Genomic DNA, 26,282 nt, shown 5'->3' on the forward strand with positions numbered 1-26,282 from the left:
TTTGGTGTGGTGACGGAAGCGCGCGGCTGCGGCTAACGGCATTAAAACCTAATTCTCTAGACCCGGGGTTCTAAACTCCGGCGCTGCCTATTTTGTAAGCAGAGGGCACAAGCCTTGTATTCTGCCACCCTTTCCCTTACGCTGGGCGAATGAAGCAACGAATCGAGCCTCTTATCCTTTGCCTGCTGCTGCTTTGCGCCGGAGCGGCGCCGGCGCAGGCGCCCAAACTGGAGATGCCAAAATTGGACGTGTCGGTGCGGCGCGTGGATCTGGACACCTTGCATATGTACGAGGTGGAGGCCAGTGGCACGGTACAGGCGCCGCCGGCCACGGTGTGGCGGGTGCTGACGACCTACGACCGCATGAACGAGTTCGTGCCGGACCTGGCCTCGTGCCGGGTCCTGTCGCGCAACGGCAACGAGGTGGTCGTCGAGCAGTTCGGCACGGCGCGCTTCCTGTTCATGGCGAAATCGATCCACCTGATCGTGCGCGCCACCGAAAATCCGATGTCGTCGATCGACATCTCGCTGATCTCGGGCGACATGAAACACTACGAATCGCGCTGGGAACTGGTGCCGCTGCACGAAACGGGCGGCACGCGGGTGCTCTACAGCGGCAAAATGAGCCCGAACTTCTACGTGCCGGGGATGCTCGGCACGCAGATCATCCGCGGCGACATCGAGCGCATGCTCGGCGCGGTGCTGGCGCGGCTCGACAGCCGGCGCGAGCAGTGACGCCGCGGGCTGCGGCGTTGAAATCGTTCAAACCAGGGGCCTAACCGCAGGGCCTGGCCCCGATGCCGCTCAGTTAAGCTTGCGTAGGTCGGATGAGCGACGGCGTAATCCGACGCCGGGCCGCCGCCGACGCCAGTCGGGTTACGCCGTTCCGGCTAACCCGACCTAGGAAAAGCCTTCACTGCGCCGCATCGGGGTTTGACCCCGGCTCTTTGCCGCCGCTTGGTTTCCAGCGCCGCCGGCCCGCCAGGGGCGCTCAGGCCAGATAGGTGTCGCGGTCGCGCAGTTCGGCGAAGTTTTCCAGGTTGCCGATCTTGACGAGCACCGGGTTCAGGCTGGCCTGGGTCTGCATCGAACGCCAGGCGAACAGCCATTCCTGCTCGGCGGCCTCCGGGCCCGATTTGCTGAAGGCCGCGCCCAGCGCGGCGCGCACGCCGTATTCGACGGCGCCGTCGATGCCGGCCCAGCTGGGCAGCGCGCGCTGCACGGCGCGGTGCAGGCGCTCGCCGAACTCCTCGGTGTTGTGGATGATCAGGCAGCAGTCGGCCGGCGCGAACAGGTCGAACAATTTCTTGTCCCAGGCCTGGGAAAAACTCAAGGTCAGGCAGTTGGCGGCCGGGGTCAGGCGGAACTGCCCCAGGGTGAGCGCCAGTTCGAGGTCGCTGCGCTGGCCGTAGCGGTGCAGGGTCGGGGGGCGTTTGTAATCGTGCATGCTTAACTCAATATAATCAAAATGGTGGCGGAATACGTTACGGTCCCGGTGGCGCCGCGCCGCGGCGGCACTAGCTGTGGATGCGAACGTGGCGCCGGGTGCGCATGGCTTTCGAGGCGATGAAAATTTCGCTGAGCAAATACACGAAGCTGCCGATCAGGGTCAGCATCGCCGCGACGAAAAACGCCGCGATGTATTTGTCGAGCACGACGTTCAGGGTGTCGCCGGCGAACAGCATCGCAATCACCAGGCAAATCAGCAGGCCGCAGGCGGTGCTGAGGGTGATCGAGTAGTTAATCAGGTGGCTGCGCTGGTACAGCGTGTCCAGCTCGGCCATATAGGTTTCGTTATAGCCGATGTCGAGCCGGTCCTCCAACACGCGCGAACGGTCGATGATGCGCGCCAGCCGGTTGGTCAGCACCATTAAGTTGGTGCACACGCCGGTGAGCAAAAACACCGGCGCGATCGCCAGTTGGATGATGTGGCCGATGTCGCCAACGTGAATATTCATAGAAAACTTTATCGTCGATGCTGTGCCGCGTAGGCTGTAGTGTAGCAGCCCGGCAGGCCGCGGCGCTGAAATACCCTGGCCGCCGCTGTCCTTGCAGTGGGCGGCGTGCCGGCTGCGCGCCCGCTTAGTCGAAGCGGCCCTTGCGTTTGAACTGCTCGGTGGCCGCCACCAGCGCCGCCGCGATGCCGCTTTCCAGCGCGCCGTGGCCGGCGTCGGCGATCATTTTCAGGTGCGCGCCGGGCCAGGCCTGGTGCAGGCGGTGCGCCGACAGCGGCGGGCAGATGACGTCGTAGCGCCCCTGCACGATGAGCGCCGGCAGGTGGGCGATGCGGCCGACGTCGCGGATCAGCTGGTCGTCGGTGAAAAAGCCGAGGTTGCTCATGTAATGCGCCTCGAGCCGGCCCAGGCCCAGGTCGAAGGCGTCGTTGGACGCCTCCTCGGGCTGCGGCAGCAGGTAGGAGCGGCGTCCCTCGAAGCGGCTCCAGGCGCGCACAGCCGGCAAATGCACGGCAGGGTCGTCGCTCAGGCAGCGCCGGGTGTAGGCGCCCAGCAGGTCGCCGCGCTCGTCCGGCGGGATCGGCGCGATGAATTCCTCGTACAGCTCGGGGTAGAACCAGCGCATGTCGTGCAGGAACCAGTCGATTTCGGCCCGGGTGCACAGGAAAATGCCGCGCAACACGAAGCCGAGGCAGGCCTGCGGGTGCGCCTGGCCGTACGCCAACGCCAGCGTCGAGCCCCACGAGCCGCCGAACACCAGCCACTTGGCGATGCCGAACTTGGCGCGCAGCACTTCGATGTCCTCGACCAGCAACTGGGTGGTGTTGTTGCGGCACTCGCCCAGCGGCGTCGACTTGCCGGCGCCGCGCTGGTCGAACAGGATCACCCGGTAATAGCGCGGATCGAAAAAACGCCGGTGCTGCGGCGACAGGCCGGCGCCGGGGCCGCCATGCAGGAACAACACCGGCACGCCGTCGGGATTGCCGCACTCTTCCCAGTAAATCGTGTGCAGGTCGTCAACCGCCAGCATGCCGTGTTGGTTCGGCAGCGTGGGCGGAAACAGCGGTGACAGCGCGTCGGGCATGGCAGTCCTTGTTGGGTGTGGAGTTCGATTGTAGCGAAATATGCCGCGGCGGGCGGAAAAAGCCGCGCGCCCAAAAAAAAACCGCCCGAAGGCGGTGCTGTCGATCGCTCAGTGCGCCGTCACAGCGCGGTAACAACGCGGTAACAACGCGGTTACACCCCTACGACATGTGCTGGCCGCCGTTGATCGAGATGTTGGCGCCGGTAACGAAAGCGGCTTCGTCCGATGCCAGATAGGCCACCAGGCCGGCCACTTCCTCGGGCTTGCCCAGGCGCGCCATCGGGATTTGCGGGATGATTTTGGTGTCGAGCACTTCCTGCGGAATCGCCATCACCATCTTGGTGCCGATGTAGCCCGGCGATATGGTATTGACGGTGACGTTCTTGCGCGCCACTTCCAGCGCCAGCGCCTTGGTGAAACCGTGCATGCCGGCCTTGGCGGCCGAATAGTTGGTCTGGCCGAAGGCGCCCTTCTGGCCGTTGACGGAGGAAATGTTGATGATGCGGCCCCAGCCGCGCTCAACCATGCCGTCGCAGACCGGTTTGGTCATGTTGAACACGGAGTCCAGATTGGTGGCCATGACGGCGTCCCAGTTTGGCTTGTCCATCTTCTTGAACGTCATGTCGCGCGTGATACCGGCGTTGTTGACCAGCACGTCGACCGGGCCGATTTCCTTTTCCACCGCCGCCACGCAAGCCTGGGCGGAATCGTAGTCGGCCACGTCGCAAGGGTACGCTTTGAAGTCGTAACCCATATCGCGGGTCGTGGCCAGCCACTCCGCCACCTTCGGATTGCCCGGTGAATAAGTGGTGACCACACGATAGCCCAGCGCCGCCAGCTTGAAACACACCGCTTCGCCCAAACCACCCATACCGCCGGTTACTAATGCAACTCTTGCCATATTTATCCCCTAAGTTTTCGTCTTGCCACAAAAAGCATCTCAGACTGCATTACGCCGCTGGCGCCGACCGATTAATCGCGCTCGATCGCCAGCGCCACGCCCATACCGCCGCCGATGCACAGGGCCGCCAGGCCCTTCTTGGCGTCGCGCCGTATCATTTCATGGATCAGCGTCACCAGGATGCGGGCGCCGGACGCGCCGATCGGATGGCCGATGGCGATGGCGCCGCCGTTGACGTTGATCTTGCTGGTGTCCCACTCCATTTCCTTGTTCACCGCCAGGGCCTGGGCCGCGAACGCCTCGTTAATTTCCATCAAGTCCAGGTCTTGCGGCGTCCAGCCGGCTTTTTTCAGGCATAGACGGCTGGCCGACACCGGTCCCATGCCCATCAGCGCCGGGTCCAGGCCCGACGAGGCGTAGGCCTTGATGCGGGCGAGCGGCTTCAAGCCGAGCTTTTTCGCTTCCGACGCCGACATCATGACGACGGCGGCGGCGCCGTCGTTCAGGCCGGAGGCGTTGCCGGCGGTGACGCTGCCGTCCTTCGAGAAGGCCGGGCGCAGGCCGGCCAGCGATTCCAGCGTCGAACCGGCCTTGACGTATTCGTCGTTGTCGAACACCACGGTGCCTTTTTTGCTGACGATGTCGAGCGGCAGGATTTCATCCTTGAACTTGCCGGCTTTTTGCGCCGCTTCCGCCTTCAGCTGCGACTGCAGCGCGAACTCGTCCTGGGCGGCGCGCGAGATGTCGTATTTCTTCGCGACGTTCTCGGCGGTGATGCCCATGTGGTATTGGTTGTAGACGTCCCACAGGCCGTCGACGATCATGGTGTCGACCATCTTGAAGTCGCCCATGCGGAAACCGTCGCGCGAACCGTTCATCACGTGCGGCGAGGCGCTCATGTTTTCCTGGCCGCCGGCGATGATGATGTTGGCGTCGCCGCACTTGATCGCCTGGGTCGCCAGGTGGGTGGCTTTCAAGCCGCTGCCGCACACCTTGTTGATGGTGAAGGCGGGAATGCCGGACGGCAGGCCGGCCTTGATGACGGCCTGGCGCGCCGGGTTTTGGCCGACGCCGGCGGTCAGTACCTGGCCCAGGATGGCTTCGCTGATCAGGTTGGCGTCGATGCCGGTTTGGGCCATCAAGCCCTTGATCACATGGGCGCCCAGTTCGGACGCCGGGATCTTGGCCAGACTGCCGCCGAATTTACCCACTGCGGTACGGCCTGCGGCCACGATAACAACATCTTCCATTTGTTTCTCCGATTTGCTGACCGATGGTCAGGTTAAGTAAACACTCGCCATAAAGCTCTACCAACTACACTACCATAAGTCACTACGCCACCGCGGCGCGGCGCCCGCGTTCGCTTCAGTTGGCGCCGCGCTGGCGCACGTCGGCCGTGTCGGCCGGCGCCGCTTCCGCGCGGGCGTGCCCGGCGTGCGTGGTTTTATCATACGCTTCATGGACGTTAACGAAAGCGCTTTTCAAAAAACTATTTATTGGGGTGGCAACGGCGTCCGGGGTTTGCTTGACGACATCGACAAGTTCGCCTACTTTTTGTTTCGAAACCGCAAGTTCTTTGTGCGCCACGGCGGCCAGCCTGGCTTGCGCGCCCTGGGCGATGTCGCCGGCCTGGCGGCCATACGCGCTGGCGCGGTCCAGCGCCAGGCGCGACTGGGCGCTGGCGGCGCTGAACCACTGCTGCGGGCTGCGCACCGCCATCCATTGCCCGGCCGCCACGGTGGTGGCGGCCAGCGCGGTGCGCACCGCGTCCACGTTCAGATCGACCACTGTCACGCCGCTGTCAAACGCGGCCTCGGCGAAGGCGCTGGCGCTCGCCAATTGGGCGTCCAGCACGGCTTTGCCGGCGCGTGTCAGTTGTTCGGAAAGAGCAAACATGGAAATCCTCGTCAAGTAAATAGCGTTGCCGTGTTGCGCCGCCTAGCATTCCACTGTAAGCGCCCCGTCCGGTAAGCCACTTGATTTTTATCAAGCATATCAACTTGATCACTTAAAACAGTCTCCAATTGTCACGACAATAATTTAATGCCGTCCAGGGTCAGCGCGCACTGCTCGCGGATCACGCCGACGAAATCGCGCACATAGGCTTTCTCGCTGAACGCCGCCGAGACCGAGACGAACAGGTCGCTCCACAGGCCGTGCTCGCCGACCGGGCGCGCCACCACGTAGTCGTAGTCGACGTAGTTCTTGATGGCCCAGTTCGGCAACGCGGCGACGCCGCGCCGGCTCGCCACCAGTTGCAGGATGGCGACGGTGAGTTCGGCGGTGCGGCGCTCGAACTCGACGCCGGCCGGGCGCAGCACTTCGCGGATCAGGTCGATGCGCTGCTCCGGCACCGGGTAGGTGATCAGGGTTTCGCCGGCGAAGTCGCGCGCCGCCAGCCGGCGGCGCGCCTGCAAGCGGTGCTTTTGCGCCATCACCACCAGGATTTCAAAGCGGAACAGCGGGAAGGTGGCGAAGTCGGGGCCGTAGTGCGAGCCGATCACCAGGTCGGCGGCGCCGCTGCGCAGCAGCTCGGCCGGCTCGCTGTGGAAGCCCGACACCAGGTCGATCTCGACCTCCGGCCAGCGCTGGCGGAACGCGTCCATCACCGGCATCAGCCAGTCGAAGCAGGTGTGGCATTCGAGCGCCACGCGCAGCGTGCCCCGGTCGCCCTGCGACAGGCGGGCCAGGTCGCGCTCGGCCTGCTCGATCTCGGGCAACAGCAGGTCGGCCAGTTGCAACAGGCGCCCGCCGGTGGCGGTGAAGCCGATCGGCATCGACTTGCGCTCGAACAGCGGGGTGCCGTAGCGCTCCTCCAGCAATTTGATCTGGTGCGACAGCGCCGACTGGGTCAGGTTCAGCAATTGCGCGGCGCGCACCAGGCTGCCGGCGGAGCGCAGCGCGCTCAGGGTACGCAAATGGCGCAGTTCTAGCATGGGCGGGGTGGCAATCTCAGGTAGGTGTATGAATATTTTTCATGCGAAACGGCAAAATGTTTCGTTTTGATTATAGAGCAGTTTACCGCACACTCTAGCCCACCAATATTAAATCTCAATGACACCATGACTACGATCAATACCCATACCCTCGGCTTCCCGCGCATCGGCGCCAACCGCGAATTGAAAGTGGCGCTGGAACAGCATTGGCGCGGCGAACTCAGCGTCGACGGCCTGGAAGCGGTCGGCCGCCAACTGCGCGCGCGCCACTGGGCGCTGCAACAAGAAGCCGGCCTGGACTGGGTCAGCGTCGGCGACTTCGCCTTCTACGACCAGGTCGCCAACCACATCCAGCTGCTCGGCTGCGAACCGGCGCGCTTCGGCTTCGACGCCGCCCAGGCGCCGCTGGCGCGCTACTTCGCGATGGCGCGCGGTGATGGCGGCGGCGACGCTGGCGCCTGCGACGCCGGCTGCGGCGCCGCCGAGCACCGGCACGGCGCCAGCCACGCGCTGGAAATGACGAAGTGGTTCGACACCAATTACCACTACCTGGTGCCCGAGTTCACGCCGGAAACCCAGTTCTCGCTGGCCTGCGAGCGCCTGTTCGCCGAGGTGGCCGAGGCGCAGGCGCTGGGCCACGCCGTCAAGGCCGTCGTGCTGGGGCCGCTGACCTTCCTGTGGCTGGGCAAGGAACGCGGCGCGCCCGGCTTCGAGCGCCTGTCGCTGCTGCAACAATTGCTGCCGGTGTACGGCGCCCTGCTCGACCGCCTCAAGCAAGTCAACGTCGAGTGGGTGCAAATAGACGAGCCCATCCTCGGACTCGACCTGCCGCCGGCCTGGCGCGCCGCTTTTGAAAGCAGCTACTGGCAGTTGAACCAGGTCGGCGTCAAGCTACTGCTGGCGACCTACTTCGCGCCGCTGGAGGAAAACCTCAGCCTGGCCTGCCGCCTGCCGGTGGCCGGCCTGCATGTCGACGGCGTGCGCGCCGCCCACGAGCTGGTCAGCGTGTGCGACTGGCTGCCCGCCCACAAGGTGCTGTCGATCGGCATCGTCGACGGCCGCAACGTCTGGCGTAGCGACCTCGACGCGGCGCTGGCCGCGCTCACGCCGCTGCTGGCCAAGCGCGGCGGCGCGCTGTGGCTGGCGCCGTCCTGCTCGCTGCTGCACGTCCCGTTCAGCCTGGCGGCGGAAACCCGGCTGGACCCGGAAATCCAGTCCTGGCTGGCCTTCGCCACCGAAAAATTGGCCGAACTGGCGCTGCTCAAGGGCGCGCTGGACGGCGCCGACGCGGCCGGCGCGCTCGGGTTCGCCATGGACGCCGGCCGCGCCGCCGTGGCCGGGCGCCGCGCCAGCGCCCGCGTGCACCGCGCCGACGTCGCCGCCCGCCTGCGCGCGCTGGCGCCGCGCGCCGACCAGCGCCAGTCCGCCTTCGCGCAGCGCCAGGGCGCGCAACAGGCGCGCCTGCGCCTGCCGGCCTTCCCGACCACGACCATCGGCTCCTTCCCGCAGACGGCGGCGATCCGCGCCGCCCGCGCCGCCTTCAAGCGCGGCGAACTCAGCCGCCAGGATTACGACAGCCGCATGCGCGCCGAAATCGCCGACGCCGTGCAACGCCAGGAGGCGCTGGGGCTGGACGTGCTGGTGCACGGCGAGGCCGAGCGCAACGACATGGTCGAGTACTTCGGCGAGCAACTCGACGGTTTCGCCTTCACCGGCCAGGGCTGGGTGCAGTCGTACGGCTCGCGCTGCGTCAAGCCGCCGGTGATCTACGGCGACGTCGCCCGGCCGCGGCCGATGACGCTGGCCTGGACCGTGCACGCGCAAAGCCTGACCGCCAAGCCGATGAAGGGCATGCTGACCGGCCCGGTGACGATGCTGCAATGGTCGTTCGTGCGCGACGACCAGCCGCGCGCCGACACCGCGCTGCAAATCGCGCTGGCGATCCGCGACGAGGTGGCCGACCTGGAACAGGCCGGCATCGGCGTGATCCAGATCGACGAGCCGGCCATGCGCGAGGGTTTGCCGCTGCGCCGCGGCCAGTGGCACGGCTACCTCGACTGGGCCACCCGGGCCTTCCGCGTGGCCGCCGGCGTGGCCGCCGACGCCACCCAGATCCACACCCACATGTGTTACGCCGAGTTCAACGACATCCTGCCGCAGATCGCCGCGATGGACGCCGACGTCATCACCATTGAAACCAGCCGCTCCGACATGGAGTTGCTGCGCGGCTTCGGCCAGTTCGCCTACCCGAACCAGATCGGCCCCGGCGTCTACGACATCCACTCGCCGCGGGTGCCGAGCGCGGCCGAGATGGTGCGCCTGTTGCAAAAAGCCAGCGCCGTGATCCCGCCGGCGCACCTGTGGGTGAACCCCGACTGCGGCTTGAAAACGCGGGCCTGGGCCGAGACCGAAACCGCGCTGGCCAACATGGTAGATGCCGCACGGCAAATGCGCGCAATGTAAGTGAGCGCCAACTAATACCCGCCCGGCGGCATGTCGCCGGGGCCGCGCGCCGCGCAAACGGCGCGCCGCCCCGGCTTTTTGCGTGGGACGGGCACATCGCACGCCGCGTCGGCCCTTTTTGCGAAAATTTTCAAGTAAAATGCAACAACTTCGCCGGCGCGCCCGCGCCCCCGGCATGACCTTTGAAACACCGCCTGTCGCAGGCCCATTCAACTCACCACTATGTCCAAAAGCCCGTCCCCGAAGCCCATCGAAATCAAGATCTCCACCGTTGTCGCGGTTTCCGCCATCCTGCACACGGCCGACGCCGGCGAGCTGGACGCCGCCCTGCGCGCGATGACCGGCGGCGTCTGCGACTTCTTCGAGGGCGACCTGGCCGTCATCGACGTCGGCGCGATGGCGCCGGATGGCGCCGCCATCGACTGGGCCGGCCTGATCGCCCTGCTCAGGCAGTACCGCCTGAACCCGGTCGCGGTGCGCGGCGCCACGCCGGAAATGGGCGACGCCATCCTGGCGCTCGGCCTGAGCCTGGATAGCGGCAGCGGCCCGCGCGACGAGCCCGCCGCGCCGCTCGCCGCGCCGCCCCCGCCCGCGCCCGCGCCGACGCCGGCGGCCGGCGCCGTCGCCAGCCCCGCCGCCATGATCATCGACACCCCGGTGCGCGCCGGCCAGCGCATCTACGCGCGCGGCTGCGACCTGATCATCACCGCCGTCGTCAACAACGGCGCCGAAATCATCGCCGACGGCAGCATCCACGTCTACGCGGCGCTGCACGGGCGCGCGCTGGCCGGCGCCTCCGGCAACGCCGCCGCGCGCATCTTCGCGCTGTCGATGGCGCCCGAACTGGTCTCCATCGCCGGCGTCTACCGCACCTTCGAGGACGGTTATCCGCCCGAGCTGGCGCGCCAGCCGACGCAAATCAGCTTGGTCGGCGACCGAATCGATATACTATCTGTCAGCCCAGCAACCCGCTCTTAAGCTTAGACATCTAAAAAGGATTTTTTGTGGCAAGAATTATTGTTGTAACGTCCGGCAAGGGCGGAGTGGGCAAAACCACCTCAAGCGCCAGTTTCGCGACCGGCTTGGCCCTGCGCGGCCACAAGACCGCCGTGCTCGACTTCGACGTCGGCCTGCGCAACCTCGACCTGATCATGGGCTGCGAACGGCGCGTGGTCTACGACCTGATCAACGTGATCAACGGCGAAGCGTCGCTGAACCAGGCCCTGATCAAGGACAAGCACTGCGACAACCTGTTCATCCTGCCGGCCTCGCAAACGCGCGACAAGGACGCGCTGTCGGAAGACGGCGTCGAGCGCGTGCTCAACGACCTGATCAACATGGGCTTCGAATTCATCATCTGCGACTCGCCGGCCGGCATCGAGCACGGCGCGCTGATGGCGCTGACCTTCGCCGACGAAGCGATCATCGTCACCAACCCGGAAGTGTCGTCGGTGCGCGATTCGGACCGCATCCTGGGCATCATCCAGGCCAAGTCGCGCCGCGCGCAAACCGGCGGCGAGCCGGTCAAGGAACACCTGTTAATCACGCGCTACTCGCCGAAACGGGTCGAGTCCGACGAAATGCTGTCCTACCAGGACGTGCAGGAAATCCTGCGCATCCCGCTGATCGGCATCATCCCGGAATCGGAATCGGTGCTGGCGGCCTCCAACCAGGGCAACCCGGCGATCCATTTCAAGGGCACCGACGTGGCCGAAGCTTACGAAGACGTGGTCTCGCGCTTCCTCGGGCAAGAGCTCGAACTGCGCTTCACCACCTACGAAAAGCCCGGTCTGCTGCAGCGCATCTTTGGGGTAAAGTGACATGGCCTTGCTTTCATTTCTCTTCCCTTCGAAGCCCAAAACGGCCACGGCGGCCAAGGAACGGCTGCAGATCATCATCGCGCGCGAGCGCAGCGGCCGCGGCGGCCCGGACTTCCTGCCGGCGCTGCACAAGGAGTTGATCGAAGTCATTTCCAAGTACACCAAGGTGAACGCGGAAGACATCAAGATCTCGCTCGACCGCCAGGGCAACCTGGAAGTGCTGGACGTGAACGTGGTGCTGCCGGACGCGTAAGCGCGCCGTGAAACCAGCGGGCCGGCGGCGCTGCCAGCCAAGCAAGGGCAAAGCGCCGGCGCCAAGGCGGGAAGGCCGGACCCCGAGGGTCCGGCCCCGGGCTTGCGTCTTGGTTTTTTAGGTCCGGCGCGCCACCAGCAGCTCCTGCGCCACCGTCGCGCAGGCCTCCACGTGCTGGTAGCCGATCTGCCGGAACACCGTGAAGCCGATCGCCGCCGAGACCAGTTGACCGGCCAGCGGCACCAGCCGCGCGGCCTGCTTGACGAGTATTTTGATGCCGGTGCGTTTGAGCAGCATTAACACCAGCTCGCGCGTCACCAGCTTGCCGACCAGCATGCCGCCGACGCCGATCGCCGCCTCGTAGGCGATCAGCTTGTATTTCGGCTGCAGGCGCTCGATTTGCTCGGGCGTCAGGCCGAACTCCTGGTTGATATCGTTGATCAACAGCGTGAACAGGCCCAGGTCCGAGACGACGTCGACGCCGGGGATCGGCACCGCCGAGACGCCGGCCGATATCGCCGCGCGCCGCCGCACCAGGCGCCGGCAACGCTCGCGCACTTGCTCGATGTCCTTCGCACTGCCCGGCATCAGGGTCCAGTCGGTATCCTTGCCTGCGCTCTGAGTCGTATCCATAGTGCTCCTTCGGTTCCGCCGGCCCAGCCTTGCCGGTATTGCCAGTGTAGCGCGGAATCCGGCGCGCCCCGCACACGCCCCGCAGCGGTGCGTGGGCGCCGCGCCGCGCGCCGATAATATCCGGGCAGCAAGCCAATCTCTGGTATATTCAAAATTGACCAAAAGTAGACCATGAATAACCATGTCGATAAGCGGTATCCGACCCGGCATCCGACCCGTTTATCGCCCCGCCCTTCGAGACCATGAGAATAGTCGTACTAGATAACGACACCGGCCAGGCCGACCTGATCTGCCAGGTACTGAACTCGGTCGGCCACGCCTGCCAGGGCTTCCAGAACGCCCGCGACCTGCTGGCGCAACTGCGCAAGGACAGCTACGACATGCTGATTTTAAACTGGCGGGTGGCCGACATGGACGGCGCCGAAGTGTTGCGCCGGGTCCGCGAAAAGCTGCCGAGCAAGGCGCCGCTGATGTTCCTCAGCGACGCCGCCGGCGAGGACGACATCGTCGCCGGCATGGCCGCCGGCGCCGACGACTACATGCTCAAGCCGCTGCGGCGCAACGAGCTGGTGGTGCGCACCCAGGCGCTGCTGCGGCGCGCCTACCCGGCCCAGAACGGCGCCGAGCAACTGCAATTCGGCCCCTACGTGTTCGAGACCCGGCCCGGACGGCTGTTGATGAACGGCGCCGCGCTGGACCTGACGCACAAGGAATTCGCGCTGGCCCTGCTGCTGTTCCGCAACCTCGGCCGGCCGCTGTCGCGCGCCTACATCCACGAGGCGGTCTGGCTGCGCGACACCGCCGTGCCCTCGCGGACGATGGACACCCACATCTCGCGCGTGCGCAACAAACTCCATCTGAAGCCGGAAAACGGCTACCGCCTGGCGCCGGTGTACAGCTACGGCTACCGCCTCGAAAAGCTGGTGTCGTAGGTCGTCGTCCGACGCCGGGCCGGCGCCGACGCCCTGGCGGCCGCGCGCGTTATAATATGCGTACTCCGATCCCACCTAAGCCCGAAATGCAACTGCTCGCCGTCGGCCTCAACCACACCACCGCCCCAGTGTCGCTGCGCGAACAACTGGCGTTCGCGCCTGAGCAATTGGGTCAGGCGGTCGGGGCGGCGCGCGCCTGGTTCGAGCGCATCGACGCGCGCGCCGACGGCGAGGCGGCGATTTTGTCGACCTGCAACCGCACCGAGCTGTACGCGGCCAGCCACGCCCCGCAGCCGCTCGACGCCGGCGCCCACTTCCTGGCCGACTACCACAAGCTCAACTACGCCGAGCTGCGCCCGCACCTGTACATGCTGCCGCAGCACGACGCCGTGCGCCACACCTTCCGCGTCGCCTCCGGGCTGGACTCGATGGTGCTGGGCGAAACCCAGATCCTCGGCCAGATCAAGGACGCCATCCGCACCGCCGAGGCGGCCGGCGGCCTGGGCACCTATCTGCACCAGTTGTTCCAGCGCAGCTTCTCGGTCGCCAAGGAAGTGCGCAGCACCACCGAAATCGGCGCCCACAGCGTCTCGATGGCGGCCGCCGCGGTGCGCCTGTCGCAGCGCATCTTCGACAAGATCGCCGAACAAAACGTGCTGTTCATCGGCGCCGGCGAAATGATCGAATTGTGCGCGACGCATTTCGCGGCGCACAACCCGAACAGCATCACCATTGCCAACCGCACCATGGAGCGCGGCGAGGCGCTGGCGCACCGCTTCAACGGCCGCGCCATCCGCCTCGCCGAGCTGCCGGAGAAACTGGCGCAGTTCGACATCGTCATCTCCTGCACCGCCTCGTCGCTGCCGCTGATCGGCCTGGGCCTGGTCGAGCGGGCCATCAAGGCGCGCCGCCACAAGCCGATCTTCATGGTCGACCTGGCGGTGCCGCGCGACATCGAGTCCGAGGTCGGGCGCCTCAACGACGTTTTCCTGTACACCGTCGACGACCTCGGCAAGGTGGTACAGACCGGCATGGAAAGCCGCCAGGCCGCCGTGGCCCAGGCCGAATCGATCATTGAAACCCGGGTGCAGTCGTACATGAGCTGGGTCGACGACCGCGCCATGGTGCCGGTGATCCAGGACTTGCACGAAACCAGCGAGGCGATGCGCGTGCTGGAAGTCGAGCGCGCCCGCAAGATGCTGGCCAAGGGCGCCGACATCGACGCCGTGCTGGAAGCGCTGTCGAAGGGCTTGACGGCGAAATTCCTGCACGGCCCGCAACAGGCGCTGCACCGCGCCCAAGGCGACGAACGGGCCCACCTGGCGAGCCTGCTGCCGCAGTTGTTCCGCGGCCGGCGTTAGCGGCCACTTCCGTCCGCCTGGCCGCCCGGCCGCGTCGAGCCGACGCGGCCCGTCGCGGCCGTTCCCCCACCACCTTACCGAAGCCCTATGAAACCATCAATGCTGTCCAAGCTGGACCAACTGGCCAATCGCCTGGTCGAACTCGACGAACTGCTGATGCACCCGGACGCCACCTCCAACATGGACAGCTACCGCAAAATGACGCGCGAGCACGCCGAACTGGGGCCGCTGGTGGCGCTGTACCATTCCTACCAGGAAGCCGGCGCCGACATCGCCACCGCGCAGGAGATGCTGGCCGACCCGGACATGAAGGACTTCGCGCAGGAGGAAATCGAAGCGGCCAAGGCCAGCATGACGCAACTCGAGCAGCAACTGCAAACGATGCTGCTGCCGAAGGACGTCAACGACGAGCGCAACATCTTCCTGGAAATCCGCGCCGGCACCGGCGGCGACGAATCGGCGCTGTTCGCCGGCGACCTGCTGCGCATGTACACCCGCTTCGCCGAGCGCAACCGCTGGCAGGTCGAAGTGGTGTCGGCGTCCGAGTCGGACCTGGGCGGCTACCGCGAAGTGATCGTGCGCCTGGTCGGCAACGGCGCCTACTCCAAGCTCAAATTCGAATCCGGCGGGCACCGCGTGCAGCGCGTGCCGGCCACCGAAACCCAGGGCCGCATCCACACCTCGGCCTGCACCGTGGCGGTGATGCCGGAGGCGGACGAAGTCGAAGACGTCAACATCAACCCGGCCGACCTGCGCATCGACACCTACCGCGCCTCGGGCGCCGGCGGCCAGCACATCAATAAGACCGACTCGGCCGTGCGTATCACCCACCTGCCCACCGGCATCGTCGTCGAATGCCAGGACGACCGCAGCCAGCACAAAAACAAGGCCTCGGCCTTGAAAGTGCTGGCCGCGCGCATCAAGGACGTGCAACTGCGGGCGCAGCAATCGCAGGAAGCGGCGACGCGCAAAAGCCTGATCGGCTCGGGCGACCGCAGCGAGCGCATCCGCACCTACAACTTCCCGCAGGGGCGCATGACCGACCACCGCATCAACCTGACGCTCTACAAACTCGACTTCATCATGGACGGCGAACTGAGCGACCTGACCAACGCGCTGGCGGCCGAACACCAGGCCGAACTGCTGGCCGCCCTGGGCGACTAACGCCGCGCCGGGGTTTAAGGGCGGTCTAAGGCGAGGCTTCGACGCTTTGTGCGAAAATGGCCGGTGCCGCGCCGCCATGCCGTTCAGCCGCGATGAACGGCGTCGGCCCCCGCGTTTTTAACCCTTTCCGGAATTCCCATGATTAGTTCGCGCAATCTGTTGTTGTCCGTCGCTTTCGCCTGCTTCGCCGCCCTCGGCGTCGCGCTGTATTTGCAGCACGGCACGCTGGATATGCTGCCTTGCCCGCTGTGCGTGATCCAGCGTTATCTGTTCCTCGCCGTCGGCCTGGCCTGTCTGGCCGGCGCCGCCACCGGCAAGCCCAAGCCCGGCGCCGCCGTCGCCCTGCTGGGCGCGCTCGGCGGCCTCGGCGTGGCCGGCAAGCATTTGTATGTGCTGGCCCATCCCGGTTTGTCCTGCGGCATCGATCCGGTGGAAACCATCCTCAACAAGATTTTCACCGCCGAGTATTTACCCTTCCTGTTCAGGGCCGACGGTTTGTGCGAAGACGCCACCCGGCCGTTCATCGGCCTGTCGATTCCGCAATGGTCGTTGGTCTGCTTCGCGCTGTTCGCGCTGGCGCTGGCCTGGACCCTCGCGCGCCGCAAATGACGCCGGCCGCCACCGTTACCGTCGCCGCCGGCAGCACGCTGGCCTCGTTGCAGGCGCGCCCCCCGCTCGATCCGGTGGATAACCGCATTCTGCTGTGCCACGCGCTCGGCTTGAGCAGGGTCGGCCTGATTACGCAGTCGCAGCGCACGCTCAGCGCCGACGAGGCGGCGCGCCTGTCGGCGCTGCTGGCGCGCCGCCTGGCCGGCGAGCCGATCGCCTATATCGTCGGCCAGCGCGAGTTCTTCGGCCTGCCCTTCGAGGTCAACGACGCGGTGCTGATTCCGCGCCCCGACACCGAATTGCTGGTCGAGCTGGCCCTGGAACGCATGCCGGCCCAGGCGCGCCTGCTCGACATGGGCACCGGCAGCGGCGCCGTCGCCGTCGCGCTGGCGCACAGCCGCCCCGACGCCGCCGTCACCGCGCTCGACGTCAGCGCGGCGGCGCTGGCGGTGGCGCGGCGCAACGCCAGCGCCAACGGCGTCGACGTGCAGTTCATCGACAGCGACTGGTTCGGCGCGCTCGGCGCCGCCCGTTTCGACCTGATCGTCTCGAATCCGCCCTACATCGCCAGCGGCGACCGCCATTTGTCCGAGGGCGATTTGCGCTTCGAACCGGCCGGCGCGCTGACCGACCACGCCGACGGCCTGGCGGCGCTGCGCATCCTCGTCGCCGGCGCGCCGCGCCATTTGGCGGCGCGCGGCTGGCTGTTGATGGAGCACGGCTACGACCAGGCCGCGGCGGTGCGCGCGCTGCTGGCGGCGGCCGGCTACACCGAGGTGCAAAGCTGGCGCGACCTGGCCGGCATCGAACGGGTCAGCGGCGCGCGGCGTCACTGAACGGTGCGCCGCCCGGCGCTACCTTTGTTAGAATGGCAATCGATCCCCTGACCGGAAAACGGCGCGATCCGGCCCCGGCCGGCGGCGCCGGTCAAGCCCGGGGCAGCATTGGCGCGGCTTGGCGAGGTGTTTTTGCGGCCGACAACGCGTTTGCCGGTTTTCGGTTACTCTCAGCACAAATAAATTATTTGCTGCACAAGAAAGGAAGATCAAATTGTCGACTCTATTGACCCGCCGCCTGGCCCTGCTGGCCGGTGATGAGCAGCGCGCCCTGCTGTCGGGCGGCTTGCGCGGCATCGAACGGGAAACCCTGCGCGTCGACCGCGCCGGCCATTTGGCCGCGAGCGCCCATCCGGCGCCGCTGGGTTCGGCTTTGACCCATCCGCTGATCACCACCGACTACGCCGAGGCGCTGCTGGAATTCATCACGCCGGCCGAGCACGACATCGGCGTCACGCTGGCCAAGCTCGAACAGATCCACCGCTACGCCTATTCCCGCCTCGGCGACGAGCTGCTGTGGAGCCAGTCGATGCCGAGCCAGTTGCCGGCCGAGCCGGAAATCCACATCGCCTGGTACGGCCGCTCCAACCTGGGCATGCTCAAGCACGTCTACCGGCGCGGCCTGGCGCTGCGCTACGGCAAGGCGATGCAATGCATCGCCGGCATCCACTACAACTATTCGCTTGACGAGCGGCTGTGGCGCGTGCTGGCCGCCGACGCCGGCTCGCACGCCACGCCGATGGCCTTCCAGTCGGAGAGCTATCTGGCGACGATCCGCAATTTCCGCCGCTACAGCTGGCTGCTGATGTACCTGTTCGGCGCCTCGCCGGCGCTGACGGCCGGCTTCCTGCGCGGCGCGCCGCACAAGTTGCAGGCGCTGTCCGACGACACCCTGTACCTGCCGTACGCGACCAGCCTGCGCATGAGCGACCTGGGTTACCAGAACGACGCCCAGTCCGGCCTGCGCCCGCACGAAAACAGCCTCGACGACTACGTCGCGGCGTTGACGCGCGCCGTCAACCAGCCCTATCCGCCGTACGCCGAACTGGGCACCAAACGGGACGGCGAGTGGACACAGCTGAGCACCAACGTGCTACAGATTGAAAACGAATATTATTCGACGATACGCCCCAAGCGCGTGATCCGCACCGGCGAGCGGCCGATCCAGGCGCTGTGCCTGCGCGGCGTCCAATACATCGAAGTGCGCTGCATGGACGTCGACCCGTTCGAACCGGTCGGCATCAGCCTGGAAACCGGGCGCTTCCTCGACGCCTTCCTGCTGTTTTGCGCGCTCGACGAGAGTCCGCCGATTTCCGAGCAGCAAAGCGCGCGCTACACGGAGAACTTCGCCCGCGCCGTCAAGGAGGGCCGCCGGCCGGGCTTGCTGCTGCGCCGCGAAAACGGCGACGTCGCGCTGCCGGACTGGGGCCGCGAGCTGCTCGAACGCATCGCCCCGGTGGCGGCCCTGCTCGACGAGCGCCGCGGCGACGGCGCCCACGCCGACGCGCTGGCGGCGCAGTCGGCCAAGCTGGCCGACCCGGACCTGACGCCGTCGGCCAAGGTGCTGGCCGAGCTGCGCGCCAGCGGCGGCTCCTTCGCCGCCTTCGGCCTGCGCCAGAGCGAGCGCCACGCCGCCTATTTCCGCGCCCATCCGCCCAGCGCCGACGAGCAGGACTATTTCGGCGAACTGGCCGCGACCTCGCTGGCCGAGCAGGCCGCCATCGAGATGACCCCGGCCGGCAACTTCGACGACTATGTCGCGGCCTACCGCGCCAGCACGCTGTGCCCGCATAGCTAACCGGCCAGGCGAGCACCCATGCTGACCTTTTACAACGAAGCGCACGGCCAGCACCGCGGCCGCTTTGAAATCTTCCGCGGCGAAATGGTGCCCTGCTTTGAAAAGCCGGAGCGCGCCGACGCCGTGGTGGCCGAGCTGGCGCGGCGCAACCTCGGGCGCATCGTCACGCCGCAGGGCGTGCCGCTGATGTCGCTGGAACGCATCCACACGCCGCGCTACCTGCATTTCCTGCGCCACGCCTGGGCCGACTGGCTGGCGCTCGACCCGGCCAACGCCGGCAAGGACGCCTTCCCGTCGGTGTGGCCGGTGCGCACGCTGCGCGACGACGTCGAGCCGGACAATTTCTGCGCCAAGCTCGGCCTGTATTCGATGGACAACGGCACCCCGCTGACGGCCGGCACCTGGATCGCCGCCAAGACCGGCGCCGACTGCGCCGTCAACGCCGCCCACGCGCTGCGCCTGGGCGAGCGCTCGACCTTCGCGCTGACGCGTCCGCCCGGCCACCACGCCGGCGCCGACTTCTTCGGCGGCTACTGCTTCCTGAACAACGCCGCGCTGGCGGCCCAGCACCTGCTCGACGACGGCGCGCGGCGCGTCGCCGTCCTGGATCTCGACTACCACCACGGCAACGGCACGCAAAGCATCTTCTACCAGCGCGACGACGTGCAGTTCATCTCGATCCACGCCGACCCGCGCAGCGAATACCCGTTCTACCTCGGCCACGCCGACGAAACCGGCGCCGGCCCCGGCCTGGGTTACAACATGAACCTGCCGTTGCCGGCCGGCAGCTCGGCGCAAGCCTGGTTCGCGGCGCTGGAGACGGCCTGCATGCGCCTGGGCAGTTACGGCCCGGACGCGCTGGTGGTCTCGCTCGGCGTCGACACCTTCGCCGGCGACCCGCTGTCGCAGTTCACGCTGCAAAGCGCCGACTTCCTGCGCATCGGCGAGCGCCTGTCCTACCTCGGCCTGCCGACCGCCTTCGTGTTCGAGGGCGGCTACGCGGTCAAGGAGATCGGCGTCAACGTCGTCAACGTGCTGGAAGGCTTTGAAACCGGCGGCTAAGCGGACCCCGCCGGCGCGCCGACGCAGCCGTTGATGTAAAAAAATTGAAAAATCGCTTGCTATTGAATAGCGCGCGATCTATAGTTTGTTCATGGACGCCACGGCAACAAGGTGGCCCGGCTAAGGAGTCCCGTTTTACCGCTTCACGCTTTAAGTAGCTAGCGATATAGTAGTTAGCTATATACTTACAAACACATTGCAAACAACCACCTACGAATAGGAAAATACCATGTCGATCGAACAAGTAGCATACCGCGCACAAGCCAAGGCAAGCGGTGGCCGCGAAGGCAGCGCCGTCTCCGACGATGGCGTGCTGAACGTCAAGCTGACGACGCCGAAAGAACTGGGCGGCAACGGCGCGGTCGGCACCAACCCGGAACAACTGTTTGCGGCCGGCTACTCCGCCTGCTTCATCGGCGCGATCAAATTCGTCGGCGGCCGCGACAAGATCGCCGTACCGGCGGACGTGTCGATTGAAGGCGTGGTCGGCATCGGCGCGATCCCTGACGGTTTCGGCATCGAAGTCGAACTGAAAATCTCGCTGCCGGGCATGGAACGCGCCGCCGCCGAAGCGCTGGTCGCCGCCGCCCACATCGTTTGCCCGTACTCGAACGCGACCCGCGGCAACGTCGACGTCACCCTGACGCTGGTGTAAGCACTCGCTAGCAACACCCCGCGGGGCCGGCGTCGCGCCAACGACGCCGGCCCCGCCAACTGCTATAGTTATTTTCAAGGAGCACTCGTTCAATACGAACGGGCGCCGCAGCTTGTGCGCCCATCTTCATCATTGAAGGAATGGAAAAGCTTGGCCGTCGAAAAAGTCTTGTTGTTGCATGGTCCGGTCATCTCTTACGGCAGCTTTCCCATCAGCGCCGTCATCGGCGCCGATGACCGCGAGGCGCCGATGGCGACCTATAATTGCGAGCGCAATATCCTGACGCTGGCCTTGGTCTTCCGCGCGCACGGTTTCAAAATCGCCTACAGCGGATGGAGCGACGACGACGAGTGGCTCGAGGCCAACGGCGACCTGTTCGACTACCTGGTTACCTCGGACCAGAACGTGCCGCACAAGGACAGTACCTTCTTCGGCGAAGTCATCCTGAACAACAAGGAGATATTACGCCTCGCTGCAGGGCTTGCGGCTAATCCGCGCCAAGCTGGGCGACGACGCCATGGTCTTCCGGCCGCGCAGCGACGTCGCCGTCAGTCCCGACCACGCCATCACCGAACTCAACCGCCTGGTGCGCCATTCGCGCGACATCCTGATCGAACACTGCGCCATGCAGAAAATGTTCAGCATGCCCGACTTCATCATGATGGGCGTGGTCGGGCGCATCGTCTGCATGAGCAGGAACATCTCCGACTCGATGGTGTGGCGCGGCCTGCCGCGTTATCTGGAACACGTCACCGGCACGTTCGCCAAGCAATTTTTCTTCGACGGCGTCCTGACGCGCAACCCCAACATCAAGGCCGACGAGCTGGCCGCGCTGATGATCTCGCCCGGCATGTCGGGCCGCGAAGAGCGCACGCCCGGCACGGAACGCTAGTCCCGGGGCACCAGGCGGGCAAACTGCTGCGCCATGAAGTAATCGAGGTCTTTCCGGATGCCCAGGCCATACATGCCGGCGCGGTCGTGGCCGACGTTGTAGCAACCCAGGCGGGCGCCCGCCAGCATCCGGCTGTACGCCGGCGCCACGTAGTATTCGGCATGCCGCGCGCCAGGTAGCCCAGCGCGTCCGGCAGCGCCGTGTCGAACACGAAGGCGTCGTCGATAGCGTGGCGGGCCAGCGCGGCCCCGATCTGGGCGTGCAAATCGTCCGCCTTGATGTTCAAGGCCAGCGGCCGCGCCGCGCCATGGCGCGCGCACAGCGCCAGGAAGGCGTCCAGCGTCATTTCCCCGCCGCCGGGCATATCGTGTGAAATCACCACCCCGCCTTGGGCATCGCGCAAATCGGTTTCAATGCCGAAGCCGTGCTCAAGCGCTCGCTCGAAGGCGCCACAGCGGTTCCTTTCAGATCTGTCAATGCAATAGCCTCTATGCGCCACTAATTACTTGAGTACTTCCTCTATCGCAACACGAAGCCGCCCGTGCTTTAGAATGGCCGCTGGATACACGACGGGAGGCGCGCATGAGCGATTGGCAATGGCAATGGCAGGCATTTGAGGAACTGAGCGGCGCGGACTTGTACCAGGCGCTGGCGCTGCGGCAAAACGTCTTCGTACTGGAACAGCAATGCCTGTATCCGGACCTGGACCAGCTCGACCAACAAGCCTGGCACCTGCTGGGCTGGCAACAGCGGGACGGCCGACGCCAGCTGGCCGCCTACCTGCGCTGCCTGGCGCCGGGCGCGAAATACCCCGAGATGTCGATCGGCCGCGTGCTGACGGCCGCGGCGGCGCGCGGCACCGGCAGCGGCCGGCAACTGATGCAAGAGGGCATCGCCTGCGCCGTGCGCCAATTCCCCGGCCACGCCATCCGCATCGGCGCCCAGCACCACCTGGAGGGCTTCTACCGGGGCTTCGGCTTCGCCACCATCAGCGCGCCGTACGACGAAGACGGCATCGCCCACATCGACATGCTGCGCCCGGCGTCGCCGACCTGAATGGCGTTACGCTAGCGCGTCGTAGGTCGGATGAGCGCAACGCCTCATCCGACCATGTTGGCCGCAGCGAAACGCGCTGCTTTAGGCGCGGTCCCGCGCCGAGTCTTTGCCTGTTCTGCCAGCAAGCGGCAGCGCCGGCCTCGCCCTTGCCGGAGCCGGTTTAGTTCGCCACCGCCGTCACTTCGACGTCGAAAATCAATCCGGCGTTCGGCGGAATCGATCCCCGCCCGCCCGCGCCATAACCGTCCGCGGCGGTCAGGACCAAGGTGCGCTTGCCGCCCACCTTCATGCCGGCGACGCCCTTGTCCCAACCCGAGATGACCTGGCCGGCGCCGAGCTTGAATTGGAAACCGCTGCCGGCGTCGAATTTGCTGCCGTGTAGATCGCTCGCCTTGGCGTTGTACAACCAACCGGTGTAGTTGACCGTGACTGTGGTAGCCGCCGTCGCCACCGCCCCGGTGCCGACCACGGTATCGGTGAAGGCGGTCGCCGCCGGCTGGGTGTTTGGATCGATGGCCGGCGCATCGCCGCCGCCGCCGCCGCAGGCGGTCAGCGCAAACGCGCAGGCAAATGAGGCGATAAGTCGAAATGCGGATTTCATGTGTCCCCTAGTCATAGTCGGCCGCCGTCGCGAAGGTGCGCCGGCAAGCGCATGAGTGTAGCAGGGGAAACGTTGGCAAAATGTAAGCAGAAGTAAGCGTGGGGCGCGAATACAACACTGGCCGCTCCCTCGTGGGGGCGGCGGCCAGTCGCGCCCGGGACGCTTAGATCTCGACCTGGGTGCCCAGCTCGATCACCCGGTTGGTCGGGATCTGGTAATAGTCGGCGGCGCCGCGGGCGTTGCGCGACATCGTCACGAACAGATGCTCGCGCCACGGCGCCATGCCCTGGCCGGGCGTCGAAATGACGGTCTGGCGGGCGATGAAGAACGAGGTTTCCATCATGTCGAACAGCAGATCGTGCGCCGCGCACAGCGCCATCGCCCGCGGAATGTCCGGCTCGTCCTTGAAGCCGTAGTGCACACTGACCTGGTAGCAGTGGTGCCCCAGGTCGGTGACGCGCACCTGCTCGGCCGGCGGCACCCACGGTTCCTCCAGCATGAACACCGTCAGGAACACCACGCGCTCGTGCAGCACCTTGTTATGCGACAGGTTGTGCAGCAACGCGTGCGGCACGCCGTCGCTTTCGCCGCGCAGGAAAATCGCCGTGCCCGGCACCCGCAGCGGCGGCGCGATGAACAGCGAGGACAGGAAGTCCTCAAGCGGGATCGCGTGCTTTTGCAAGTTCTGGAACACCAGTTGGCGGCCGCGGTTCCAGGTCAGCATGACGATGAACAGGATCGAACCGAGTAGCAACGGGAACCAGCCGCCGTGGAACAGCTTGAGCGCGCTGGCCGAAAAGAACATCACGTCGATCGCCAGGAAAAAGCCGGTCGCGGCCCAGCACAGCAGCAAATTCATCTTCCAGCGGTAGCGGATCACGAAGAAGGTCAGGATCGTCGTCGCCAGCATGGTCGCGGTGACGGCGATGCCGTAGGCCGCCGCCAGGTTCTCGGACGAGCCGAAACCGACCACCGCCAGCAACACCACCGCCAGTTGCAGCCAGTTGATGGCGGGAATGTAGATTTGCCCGATCTGGCTTTCCGAGGTGTGCAACACGCGCATGCGCGGCAAAAAGCCCAAGGCAATGGCTTGCTTGCTCATCGAGAAGGTGCCGGAAATGGTGGCCTGCGAGGCGATCACGGTGGCCATCGTCGACAGCACCACCAGCGGGTAGATACTCCATGCGCCCAGTTGCTTGTAGAAGGGATTGGAAATCGCCTCGGGGTGGGCCAGCAGCAGACCGCCCTGCCCCAGGTAGTTCAGCGCCAGCGCCGGAAAGGCGATCAGGAACCAGGCCATGCGGATCGGCTTCTTGCCGAAATGGCCCATGTCGGCGTACAGCGCCTCGGCGCCGGTCAAGGACAGCACCACCGCGCCCAGAGCGACGAAGGCGATAAAGCGGTTCTCAAGCATGAAGCTGATGGCGTGCCAAGGGTTGAGCGCGGCCAGGATTTGCGGCTGGTCGACAATGTTGACGATGCCCATGCCGGCCAGCGCGCCAAACCACAGCAGCATGATGGGGGCGAAGAAACGGCCGATGCCGGCGGTGCCGTGCGACTGCACCGAATACAGCCCCACCAGCACGATGATGGTCAGCGGCACCACATAGCTTTTTAGCGCCGGCGTGGCCACCTCCAGGCCTTCGATGGCCGACAGCACCGAAATGGCCGGGGTGATCACGCTGTCGCCGTAAAACAGCGTGGCGCCGAAGACGCCGGTCAGCATCAGCGGGAAATGCCAGCGCGACGACTTGCTCACGGACGACAGCGCCAGCGCCATCAGCGCCATGATGCCGCCCTCGCCGCGGTTGTCGGCGCGCAGCACCAGGGTGACGTACTTGAGCGAGACGATGACGCTGAGACCCCAGAAAATCAAGGAGACGATGCCCAGCAGGTTGTTCGGATTCAACGCCAAGCCATGCTCGGGGGCGAAAACGGTCTTCAGGGTATACAGAGGGCTGGTGCCGATATCGCCGTAGACGATACCGACAGCGGCCAGCGTCAGGGCGACGAGGCCGCTTTTTTTATGTTGCGTCAAGGTTTCACCCGAGTTTGTTTTGTTGCAATGCACAATAGGATAGGCATTGGTAAATAGCAAGCGTATTTTGACATGGTCTAAAATGCTTGGGGCCGGTTCGATGAATGCCATTCTACCCCGACCCGGGGGTTGGGACGCGCCGTTGTTGTCCGGTAGGCATGTAAGCCGGCGCCGCCCTTAGTTGTGGGCAACAAAACCGCCATGCCGAGACCCAAGCCCGGGGTTGGTTGGGCCGGGCCGGGCTCCGGCAGGGTCCGTCTAATTCAGCGATAATGATCCTCCACCCGCTCTGTTACGGTCGTTTTTATGAATCCAGGCATGTTGTACGCCGCCCTCGCGTTTTTGAGCTGGGGCTTGTTTCCGCTGTATTTCCATGCCTTGAGCGAGGTGCCGCCGCTGGAGATGTTGGCACACCGTATGTTGTGGTCGCTGTTGTTCCTGTGCGCCGTGTTGACGGTGCGCCGGCAATGGGGCTGGGTGCGCCCGCTGGCGCGCCAGCCGCGGGTGGTCGGCGGCTTCGTCGCCAGCGCCTTCTTGTTGTCGGGGAACTGGTTCATTTATATCTGGGCCGTCAACAACGGCCATGTCATCGACGCCAGCCTGGGTTATTTCATCACGCCGCTGCTCAATGTGATGCTGGGCTTTTTGCTGTTGCACGAGCGCCCGCGCCGCCCGCAGTGGCTGGCCATCGGGCTGGCCGCCTGCGGCGTGGCCTGGCTGGCCTGGCAGACCGGGCAAATGCCGTGGATCGCGCTGGCGCTGGCGGCCACCTTCGGCGCCTATGGCTTGCTGCGCAAGACCGCCAAGCTGGGCCCGCTCGAAGGCTTGTCGTTCGAAACGCTGATTTTGTTCCCGCTGGCGCTGGCCTATGTGCTCTGGCTCAGCTGGCAAGGCCAGAATACCTTCGCCACCAGCGCCTCCGACACCACCCGCTGGCTGCTGGTGGCGTCCGGCCCCATCACCGCGATTCCGCTGCTGATGTTCGCCGCCGGCGCGCGCCGGCTGCCGCTGTCGGCGCTGGGCCTGCTGCAATATATTTCGCCGACGATGCAGTTGCTGCTGGGCGTGTGGCTGTTCCGCGAGTCCTTCACGCCGGAGCGCATGACCGGCTTCGTGGCGATCTGGGCCGCGCTGGCGCTGTACGCCGCCGAGGGCCTGTGGAACGTTCGCCGCGCCGCCCCCGCCGCCTGAGCCAGGAGTCTGAGGCGCAGTGGAACGCCACCGTGAAAGCACT

General features: G+C 65.9%; 27 protein-coding genes. 16 read left to right on the forward strand and 11 right to left on the reverse strand.

Features of this window, described 5'->3' with window-relative positions; all coding sequences use genetic code 11:
* The first annotated feature begins 233 nt into the window (after nucleotides 1-233).
* Entirely contained in the window at nucleotides 234-734 is a 501-nt protein-coding gene (locus tag JANGC3_RS0118840; RefSeq protein ID WP_157406740.1) for an SRPBCC family protein, read from the forward strand.
* A 256-nt stretch (nucleotides 735-990) separates the two neighbouring features.
* Here JANGC3_RS0118840 and JANGC3_RS0118845 read toward each other — a convergent pair whose 3' ends face one another.
* From JANGC3_RS0118845 to JANGC3_RS0118875, 7 genes are all read right to left on the reverse strand, one after another.
* Nucleotides 991-1,446 carry a hypothetical protein gene (locus JANGC3_RS0118845; protein ID WP_017878042.1) on the reverse strand — a complete coding sequence of 152 codons (456 nt, stop codon included), beginning with the start codon at nucleotides 1,444-1,446 and terminating at the stop codon, nucleotides 991-993.
* Between the two features lie 70 nt (nucleotides 1,447-1,516).
* Entirely contained in the window at nucleotides 1,517-1,957 is a 441-nt protein-coding gene (locus tag JANGC3_RS0118850) for a DUF2721 domain-containing protein (protein WP_017878043.1), read from the reverse strand.
* 124 nt (nucleotides 1,958-2,081) lie between these two features.
* Entirely contained in the window at nucleotides 2,082-3,038 is a 957-nt protein-coding gene (gene pip, locus JANGC3_RS0118855; protein ID WP_017878044.1) for a prolyl aminopeptidase, read from the reverse strand.
* 160 nt (nucleotides 3,039-3,198) lie between these two features.
* Nucleotides 3,199-3,939 (reverse strand): acetoacetyl-CoA reductase, encoded by a 741-nt coding sequence (gene phbB / locus JANGC3_RS0118860; protein WP_026133176.1) that lies wholly within the window; start codon nucleotides 3,937-3,939, stop codon nucleotides 3,199-3,201.
* Nucleotides 3,940-4,010: 71 nt separating this feature from the next.
* Nucleotides 4,011-5,189: an acetyl-CoA C-acetyltransferase gene (locus JANGC3_RS0118865; RefSeq protein WP_026133177.1), complete on the reverse strand. Its 1,179-nt coding sequence runs from the start codon at nucleotides 5,187-5,189 to the stop codon at nucleotides 4,011-4,013.
* A gap of 115 nt (nucleotides 5,190-5,304) precedes the next feature.
* Nucleotides 5,305-5,835 (reverse strand): phasin family protein, encoded by a 531-nt coding sequence (locus JANGC3_RS0118870; protein WP_017878047.1) that lies wholly within the window; start codon nucleotides 5,833-5,835, stop codon nucleotides 5,305-5,307.
* Between the two features lie 131 nt (nucleotides 5,836-5,966).
* On the reverse strand, nucleotides 5,967-6,875 hold the full coding sequence (locus tag JANGC3_RS0118875) for a LysR family transcriptional regulator (RefSeq protein ID WP_017878048.1): 909 nt from the start codon (nucleotides 6,873-6,875) through the stop codon (nucleotides 5,967-5,969).
* Between the two features lie 126 nt (nucleotides 6,876-7,001).
* Here JANGC3_RS0118875 and metE point away from each other — a divergent pair, with 126 nt between their 5' ends.
* The 4 genes from metE to minE all read left to right on the forward strand — a co-directional run bounded on the left by metE (nucleotide 7,002) and on the right by minE (nucleotide 11,411).
* Complete coding sequence (gene metE / locus JANGC3_RS0118880) at nucleotides 7,002-9,338, forward strand: 5-methyltetrahydropteroyltriglutamate--homocysteine S-methyltransferase (protein ID WP_017878049.1); 2,337 nt, start codon at nucleotides 7,002-7,004, stop codon at nucleotides 9,336-9,338.
* Between the two features lie 222 nt (nucleotides 9,339-9,560).
* Nucleotides 9,561-10,316, forward strand: coding sequence for a septum site-determining protein MinC (minC, locus tag JANGC3_RS0118885; protein ID WP_017878050.1), 756 nt, complete (start codon nucleotides 9,561-9,563; stop codon nucleotides 10,314-10,316).
* Nucleotides 10,317-10,342: 26 nt separating this feature from the next.
* A complete protein-coding gene (gene minD / locus JANGC3_RS0118890; RefSeq protein WP_026133178.1) occupies nucleotides 10,343-11,158 on the forward strand; it encodes a septum site-determining protein MinD in 816 nt (271 codons plus the stop codon).
* A gap of 1 nt (nucleotide 11,159) precedes the next feature.
* Nucleotides 11,160-11,411: a cell division topological specificity factor MinE gene (minE, locus tag JANGC3_RS0118895; protein WP_017878052.1), complete on the forward strand. Its 252-nt coding sequence runs from the start codon at nucleotides 11,160-11,162 to the stop codon at nucleotides 11,409-11,411.
* Nucleotides 11,412-11,528: 117 nt separating this feature from the next.
* Here the strand turns inward: minE and JANGC3_RS0118900 are convergent, their stop codons facing one another.
* Entirely contained in the window at nucleotides 11,529-12,044 is a 516-nt protein-coding gene (locus tag JANGC3_RS0118900; RefSeq protein ID WP_157406744.1) for a hypothetical protein, read from the reverse strand.
* A 242-nt stretch (nucleotides 12,045-12,286) separates the two neighbouring features.
* Between JANGC3_RS0118900 and JANGC3_RS0118905 the strand changes: the two genes are divergently transcribed.
* The 9 genes from JANGC3_RS0118905 to JANGC3_RS0118945 all read left to right on the forward strand — a co-directional run bounded on the left by JANGC3_RS0118905 (nucleotide 12,287) and on the right by JANGC3_RS0118945 (nucleotide 21,353).
* On the forward strand, nucleotides 12,287-12,976 hold the full coding sequence (locus JANGC3_RS0118905) for a response regulator transcription factor (protein ID WP_017878054.1): 690 nt from the start codon (nucleotides 12,287-12,289) through the stop codon (nucleotides 12,974-12,976).
* Between the two features lie 86 nt (nucleotides 12,977-13,062).
* Nucleotides 13,063-14,337: a glutamyl-tRNA reductase gene (gene hemA, locus JANGC3_RS0118910; RefSeq protein ID WP_017878055.1), complete on the forward strand. Its 1,275-nt coding sequence runs from the start codon at nucleotides 13,063-13,065 to the stop codon at nucleotides 14,335-14,337.
* Between the two features lie 87 nt (nucleotides 14,338-14,424).
* The gene (prfA, locus tag JANGC3_RS0118915; RefSeq protein WP_035787814.1) at nucleotides 14,425-15,501 is read left to right on the forward strand and encodes a peptide chain release factor 1; all 1,077 of its coding nucleotides are present in this window, start codon (nucleotides 14,425-14,427) and stop codon (nucleotides 15,499-15,501) included.
* Nucleotides 15,502-15,639: 138 nt separating this feature from the next.
* On the forward strand, nucleotides 15,640-16,110 hold the full coding sequence (locus JANGC3_RS0118920; RefSeq protein ID WP_017878057.1) for a disulfide bond formation protein B: 471 nt from the start codon (nucleotides 15,640-15,642) through the stop codon (nucleotides 16,108-16,110).
* A complete protein-coding gene (gene prmC / locus JANGC3_RS0118925) occupies nucleotides 16,107-16,946 on the forward strand; it encodes a peptide chain release factor N(5)-glutamine methyltransferase (protein ID WP_017878058.1) in 840 nt (279 codons plus the stop codon). Before JANGC3_RS0118920 ends, prmC begins: the two co-directional genes overlap by 4 nt.
* A 214-nt stretch (nucleotides 16,947-17,160) precedes the next feature.
* The gene (gene gshA, locus JANGC3_RS0118930) at nucleotides 17,161-18,744 is read left to right on the forward strand and encodes a glutamate--cysteine ligase (RefSeq protein ID WP_026133179.1); all 1,584 of its coding nucleotides are present in this window, start codon (nucleotides 17,161-17,163) and stop codon (nucleotides 18,742-18,744) included.
* 18 nt (nucleotides 18,745-18,762) lie between these two features.
* The gene (locus JANGC3_RS0118935) at nucleotides 18,763-19,806 is read left to right on the forward strand and encodes a histone deacetylase family protein (RefSeq protein ID WP_017878060.1); all 1,044 of its coding nucleotides are present in this window, start codon (nucleotides 18,763-18,765) and stop codon (nucleotides 19,804-19,806) included.
* Between the two features lie 229 nt (nucleotides 19,807-20,035).
* On the forward strand, nucleotides 20,036-20,461 hold the full coding sequence (locus JANGC3_RS0118940; RefSeq protein ID WP_017878061.1) for an organic hydroperoxide resistance protein: 426 nt from the start codon (nucleotides 20,036-20,038) through the stop codon (nucleotides 20,459-20,461).
* Nucleotides 20,462-20,942: 481 nt separating this feature from the next.
* Complete coding sequence (locus tag JANGC3_RS0118945) at nucleotides 20,943-21,353, forward strand: hypothetical protein (protein ID WP_017878062.1); 411 nt, start codon at nucleotides 20,943-20,945, stop codon at nucleotides 21,351-21,353.
* Here JANGC3_RS0118945 and JANGC3_RS32850 read toward each other — a convergent pair.
* Nucleotides 21,350-21,502 (reverse strand): hypothetical protein, encoded by a 153-nt coding sequence (locus JANGC3_RS32850; RefSeq protein ID WP_157406747.1) that lies wholly within the window; start codon nucleotides 21,500-21,502, stop codon nucleotides 21,350-21,352. The genes JANGC3_RS0118945 and JANGC3_RS32850 overlap by 4 nt on opposite strands.
* A 433-nt stretch (nucleotides 21,503-21,935) precedes the next feature.
* Here JANGC3_RS32850 and JANGC3_RS0118955 point away from each other — a divergent pair, with 433 nt between their 5' ends.
* Nucleotides 21,936-22,409 (forward strand): GNAT family N-acetyltransferase, encoded by a 474-nt coding sequence (locus JANGC3_RS0118955; protein ID WP_017878064.1) that lies wholly within the window; start codon nucleotides 21,936-21,938, stop codon nucleotides 22,407-22,409.
* Nucleotides 22,410-22,569: 160 nt separating this feature from the next.
* Here JANGC3_RS0118955 and JANGC3_RS0118960 read toward each other — a convergent pair whose 3' ends face one another.
* Nucleotides 22,570-23,010 (reverse strand): FKBP-type peptidyl-prolyl cis-trans isomerase, encoded by a 441-nt coding sequence (locus JANGC3_RS0118960; protein WP_017878065.1) that lies wholly within the window; start codon nucleotides 23,008-23,010, stop codon nucleotides 22,570-22,572.
* Nucleotides 23,011-23,173: 163 nt separating this feature from the next.
* Entirely contained in the window at nucleotides 23,174-25,048 is a 1,875-nt protein-coding gene (locus tag JANGC3_RS0118965) for a potassium transporter Kup (RefSeq protein WP_026133180.1), read from the reverse strand.
* Nucleotides 25,049-25,354: 306 nt separating this feature from the next.
* On the opposite strand from JANGC3_RS0118965, the gene rarD reads away from it, so the two are divergent.
* Nucleotides 25,355-26,239, forward strand: a complete 885-nt coding sequence (gene rarD, locus JANGC3_RS0118970) for an EamA family transporter RarD (protein WP_026133181.1) — start codon at nucleotides 25,355-25,357, stop codon at nucleotides 26,237-26,239.
* The last annotated feature ends 43 nt before the right edge of the window (nucleotides 26,240-26,282 follow it).

The sequence above is a fragment of the Janthinobacterium sp. CG3 genome, assembly GCF_000344615.1.
Taxonomy (GTDB): Bacteria; Pseudomonadota; Gammaproteobacteria; order Burkholderiales; family Burkholderiaceae_D; genus Janthinobacterium.

What these genes read in the sequence shown, in the direction of transcription:
- JANGC3_RS0118955 (WP_017878064.1), top strand. Translation starts at nt 21,936, where the DNA reads ATGAGCGATTGGCAATGGCAATGGCAGGCATTTGAGGAACTGAGCGGC.
- JANGC3_RS0118865 (WP_026133177.1), bottom strand. Translation starts at nt 5,189, where the DNA reads ATGGAAGATGTTGTTATCGTGGCCGCAGGCCGTACCGCAGTGGGTAAA.
- hemA (WP_017878055.1), top strand. Translation starts at nt 13,063, where the DNA reads ATGCAACTGCTCGCCGTCGGCCTCAACCACACCACCGCCCCAGTGTCG.
- JANGC3_RS0118900 (WP_157406744.1), bottom strand. Translation starts at nt 12,044, where the DNA reads ATGGATACGACTCAGAGCGCAGGCAAGGATACCGACTGGACCCTGATG.
- pip (WP_017878044.1), bottom strand. Translation starts at nt 3,038, where the DNA reads ATGCCCGACGCGCTGTCACCGCTGTTTCCGCCCACGCTGCCGAACCAA.
- minE (WP_017878052.1), top strand. Translation starts at nt 11,160, where the DNA reads ATGGCCTTGCTTTCATTTCTCTTCCCTTCGAAGCCCAAAACGGCCACG.
- JANGC3_RS0118905 (WP_017878054.1), top strand. Translation starts at nt 12,287, where the DNA reads ATGAGAATAGTCGTACTAGATAACGACACCGGCCAGGCCGACCTGATC.
- JANGC3_RS0118850 (WP_017878043.1), bottom strand. Translation starts at nt 1,957, where the DNA reads ATGAATATTCACGTTGGCGACATCGGCCACATCATCCAACTGGCGATC.
- prfA (WP_035787814.1), top strand. Translation starts at nt 14,425, where the DNA reads ATGAAACCATCAATGCTGTCCAAGCTGGACCAACTGGCCAATCGCCTG.
- phbB (WP_026133176.1), bottom strand. Translation starts at nt 3,939, where the DNA reads ATGGCAAGAGTTGCATTAGTAACCGGCGGTATGGGTGGTTTGGGCGAA.
- rarD (WP_026133181.1), top strand. Translation starts at nt 25,355, where the DNA reads ATGAATCCAGGCATGTTGTACGCCGCCCTCGCGTTTTTGAGCTGGGGC.
- JANGC3_RS0118935 (WP_017878060.1), top strand. Translation starts at nt 18,763, where the DNA reads ATGCTGACCTTTTACAACGAAGCGCACGGCCAGCACCGCGGCCGCTTT.
- metE (WP_017878049.1), top strand. Translation starts at nt 7,002, where the DNA reads ATGACTACGATCAATACCCATACCCTCGGCTTCCCGCGCATCGGCGCC.
- JANGC3_RS0118940 (WP_017878061.1), top strand. Translation starts at nt 20,036, where the DNA reads ATGTCGATCGAACAAGTAGCATACCGCGCACAAGCCAAGGCAAGCGGT.
- JANGC3_RS0118845 (WP_017878042.1), bottom strand. Translation starts at nt 1,446, where the DNA reads ATGCACGATTACAAACGCCCCCCGACCCTGCACCGCTACGGCCAGCGC.
- minC (WP_017878050.1), top strand. Translation starts at nt 9,561, where the DNA reads ATGTCCAAAAGCCCGTCCCCGAAGCCCATCGAAATCAAGATCTCCACC.
- prmC (WP_017878058.1), top strand. Translation starts at nt 16,107, where the DNA reads ATGACGCCGGCCGCCACCGTTACCGTCGCCGCCGGCAGCACGCTGGCC.
- JANGC3_RS0118840 (WP_157406740.1), top strand. Translation starts at nt 234, where the DNA reads ATGCCAAAATTGGACGTGTCGGTGCGGCGCGTGGATCTGGACACCTTG.
- JANGC3_RS0118870 (WP_017878047.1), bottom strand. Translation starts at nt 5,835, where the DNA reads ATGTTTGCTCTTTCCGAACAACTGACACGCGCCGGCAAAGCCGTGCTG.
- JANGC3_RS0118875 (WP_017878048.1), bottom strand. Translation starts at nt 6,875, where the DNA reads ATGCTAGAACTGCGCCATTTGCGTACCCTGAGCGCGCTGCGCTCCGCC.
- JANGC3_RS0118960 (WP_017878065.1), bottom strand. Translation starts at nt 23,010, where the DNA reads ATGAAATCCGCATTTCGACTTATCGCCTCATTTGCCTGCGCGTTTGCG.
- JANGC3_RS0118920 (WP_017878057.1), top strand. Translation starts at nt 15,640, where the DNA reads ATGATTAGTTCGCGCAATCTGTTGTTGTCCGTCGCTTTCGCCTGCTTC.